The following is a 3,843-nucleotide window of genomic DNA, read 5'->3' as shown; positions in this document are numbered from 1 at the left end:
AACCCTTCCCGATCGGACCCGGCTACCTGATCGACGGGCGGCCGGTCATCCTGACTGCGCCACGACGGGCGCCCCGGACGGCACCGGCGCGCACCGCATCCGGTTCGGTGGCGGTGCAGGCGAAGGCAAGGGTCGCACTGGCCAGCCGGATCTATGTCGAGGGCCGACACGACGCCGAACTGGTCGAGCAGGTCTGGGGCGACGACCTGAGGGTCGAGGGCGTGGTGGTCGAATACCTGGGCGGCGTCGACGATCTCGCAGGCATCGTGGAGGATTTTCAGCCCGGGCAGGGGCGTCGCCTAGGTGTGCTCGTCGACCACCTTGTGGCCGGCTCCAAGGAGGCACGGATCGCCGAAGCCGTCCGCCGCGGCCGAGGCGGCGAGCACACGCTGGTCGTGGGTCATCCCTTCATCGACATCTGGCAGGCGGTGAAGCCGGGCCGCCTCGGCATCTCGTCGTGGCCGGTGGTGCCGAAAGGCATGGACTGGAAGAAAGGCGTGTGCAAGGCCATGGGCTGGCCGCACAGCCAGCAGGCCGACATCGCCAGGGCGTGGCAGCGGATCCGGGGCCGGGTGAGGGACTGGAACGACCTCGAGCCCGCACTCATCGGCCGCGTCGAGGAGTTGATCGACTTCGTGACGCAGCCCTAAGCCTCAATCCGTGGATAGGCCGGTCGTCTGATCGGCGTGTGAACAGCGAAAATGCCTTCTGAACTGGGACAATACGAGTGCTGACGTCGTCTTTGTCCACTGTTCAGGAAGGCATTTCCGGTGCACTCATCGTATAGGTTCACCCTCGGGTCGGCGGTGTTCGACGAACGGAACGTGGTGTCGGCTGCCGGGTTGGTGCCGGTGCTGGAATTGGCTGAGCAGGCCGGTCTTTCGAGACTGATCGGCGAGCAGGTGGATCTGCCGTCGACGCGGGTGGCCTCCGGCGCGGTGAACCCGGTCGGCAAGCTCACCTCGATCATTGCCGCGATGGCCTGCGGCGCGGACTGCATCGACGACGTCGACGTGTTGCGGGCCGGCGGCACACCGCGGGTGTTCAACGAGGTGTATGCGCCCTCGACGCTAGGGATCTTCTTGCGCGAGTTCACCTTCGGGCATGCCAATCAGCTCGCCGCGGTGGCCCGCGGGCATCTGGTGGCGCTCGCGCAGCGCACGCCGCTGTTGCCCGGGATCGAGCAGCGCGCCTTCTTGGACATCGACTCGCTGCTGCGCCCGGTCTACGGCCACAAGAAGCAGGGCGCTTCGTTCGGGCACGCCAAGATCGCCAGCCGCGCGCTGCTGCGGTTGGGTCTGTCGCCGCAGATCACCACGATCTCGACCGCGCAGGCCCCGCCGGTGATCGCCGAGGCGCGGCTGCGCAGCGGCAAGACCGGCTCCGGGCGCGCCGCGGCCACGCAGGTCAAACAGTCCATCACCACCACCCGAAGGTGCGGGGCCAAAGGGACGATCATGCTGCGCGGCGACTCGATGTTCGGCACCAAGAAAGTGATCACCACCTGCATCGACGAAGACGTCGAGTTCTCGCTCAGCCTGACCCGAAACACCCGCATCACCAAGGCAATCCAGGCCATCGACGAGGCCGCCTACACCCCGGTGCACTACCCCGGCGCGGTCGAAGACCCCGACACCGGTGCGCTGATCTCCGACGCCGAGGTCGCCGAAACCCCCTACCCCCTGCGCCTGGGTTCCGGCCGCACGATCACCGCCCGGCTGGTGGTGCGCAGGGTCAAAGACGCCCGCTACCCCGATGCGCTGTTTCCGGTGTGGCGCTACCACCCGTTTGTGACCAACTCCGACTTACCCACCGCCGAGGCCGACATCACCCACCGCCGCCACGCCATCATCGAAACCACCTTCGCCGACCTGATCGACGGCCCACTCGCCCACATCCCCTCCGGGCTATTCGCCGCCAACTGCGCCTGGCTGGCCTGCGCGGCGATCACCCACAACCTGCTGCGCGCCGCCGGCACCCTCGCCGGCAGCAGCCACACCGTCGCCCACGGCGCCACCCTGCGCCGCGACCTGATCAACATCCCAGCCCGCTTCGCCGCCCCCGCCCGCAAACCCATGCTGCACCTGCCCATCCACTGGCCCCGCCAACTCGAGTGGAAAAGCCTATGGGACAACGTCATCGGCTACCCGACCAACCAGCCACGAGCCGCCTGACCCAACCCACCAGTCCCTGTCCGCCCCGCCACCCCAGGCCCGACCCAAGGAACCCAAAGGAAAAGCTGGTACCGGCCAGCAGATCACCCACGCCCACCGCGTCCAGGCCCGGCCACGCCGCACCCAATCCCGCCAATCACAGCGCGGAATCACCGTCCACGGATCCAGGCTAAGACCGGCGACCGAACTGCCCAGGCCGGTGACTACATGATGATCGTGGCATCGAACGGCACGGACACGTCATAGCCTCGGAAGATCGGATACCGGGAAGAACTTGGCCTGCTGGTCCGCATTCTGCGCCGCCGGTCCCGGCCGAGCGGTGATCTGCGCGTTGCCCGGCGTCTGGTACGTGTTCAAGCCGCCCGTGTCCGTGGTGGTGGAAACCGAGGACGGGTACAGTGGCTTGGTGGCGGTCTGCGCCGCCAGCCCTATCTGCGCGGTGATCTGCGCGTGGCCCGGCGTCTGGTACATGGTCGAGCCCCCCATGTCAGTGGCATTGAGACTCCGGGGCGTGCATGCTGACGGCGACCTCGTGGGGCAACGAAGGTCCTCAGAGACAGGACGTTGAGGAGCCCGCAAGACGGAGGGTCGGGGCTGAAACCCGCTGAATAGCGGGTTATAGCCAAAGGCCTGGTACTTCGGGTCAAACCCGTAGTCCGGGAAACGCGCGCTGTACCCCAGACCACGCCACCGCGGGTTGATGCTGGGGGGAAAGACCGCAGCCAAGGCACGAGGCGAGGCGTGAACCTGCACGTTGCCCGGTCTTTGACAGTTCGTCGATCCCCCCGCGTCGGAGCAGGACTGCTCACTCGGTGCTGCCGAAGCAGTCGGCGCGCCGGCAATCGCTATCGCAGCGGCCGCAGTTGCCAAGAGAAACGTGGTGTGGTGCGTCCTGATTCGCACGGTGACGTTCCTTCCTTCGAAATGCTGCACGCGCATGAGCCGAGTGCGACATACCAGCCCTCACACGCCAAGGCGGTGGGGGGTGCGGACTGGTTCAATGTTTCCGGCGCGATAGGCCCAATGTCTTCAACGCTGGCATCAGTTGGAATCGTCTGGGCAACGGGTACCGGTAGTACCCGCTAGCTGCAGGGGCGCACTCGCCGGCGCAGACGCTCCGGTAGGTCGACGGCGCGATCGGCCGCCACGAGCAAGCTGCGCGGGCTCACCTGGCCGGTCAGCGCGATCCGACCAAGCGTCGTCGGCGCTGAGGATTTCAACCGCGGCACTTAGAGCCCCTGATGGTGACCGGAATGCGCGCACTCCGGTTGGCCGGAGGGAGAACCGGGGGGCAGCAGTGAGGCCACCGGCCCGACAAATCGCCAATATGGAAGTAATGCCACGCACGGAAGGAGTAGGACGTTGTACATCAAACTCCGTTATGTCACACCAATGTTGGCATCGGTGGCCGCGGCAGTAGCGATCGCCGCCGCACCAGTTGCCTCGGCTGCGCCCAGTGCCTCCCCGCTACGCCTCAGCAAGCTTGCGCCGGCAGTAGCGCCGGAACGGTATGCCAATCGCCCGGCAACGTGCAGATAGATGATGCCCCACCGCCGGATCAGTTCGACCCCTATCCGGGCGATGCCTTTCTTCCCTAAGCCGGTTTAGGGACTGGAAACACAGCCAATTCGAGGATTCTCATGCGACACAAGCAGAAGTACATCACCCC

3 protein-coding genes are annotated in these 3,843 nt (G+C 66.4%); 2 read left to right on the top strand and 1 reads right to left on the bottom strand.

The window, feature by feature from the left end; translation table 11 throughout:
- Positions 1 to 650, top strand: a 650-nt coding sequence (locus tag VN856_RS22600; RefSeq protein WP_325693212.1) for a DUF3097 family protein, incomplete at its 5' end; no start/stop codon positions are given.
- A gap of 120 nt (positions 651 to 770) precedes the next feature.
- The gene (locus VN856_RS22595; protein ID WP_325693210.1) at positions 771 to 2,174 is read left to right on the top strand and encodes an IS1380 family transposase; all 1,404 of its coding nucleotides are present in this window, start codon (positions 771 to 773) and stop codon (positions 2,172 to 2,174) included.
- Positions 2,175 to 2,414: 240 nt separating this feature from the next.
- Here the strand turns inward: VN856_RS22595 and VN856_RS22590 are convergent, their stop codons facing one another.
- A complete protein-coding gene (locus VN856_RS22590; protein ID WP_325693208.1) occupies positions 2,415 to 2,660 on the bottom strand; it encodes a hypothetical protein in 246 nt (81 codons plus the stop codon).
- Positions 2,661 to 3,843 lie beyond the last annotated feature (1,183 nt).

This window comes from Mycobacterium sp. (assembly GCF_035603715.1).
Taxonomy (GTDB): Bacteria; Actinomycetota; Actinomycetes; order Mycobacteriales; family Mycobacteriaceae; genus Mycobacterium.
Note: the sequence above shows the minus strand (reverse complement) of the source record. Positions and strands in the feature narration are given on the sequence as shown.

Bases quoted from the DNA above. Each gene is read 5' to 3' on its own strand.
- VN856_RS22590 (WP_325693208.1), bottom strand. From the start codon at position 2,660: ATGGGGGGCTCGACCATGTACCAGACGCCGGGCCACGCGCAGATCACC.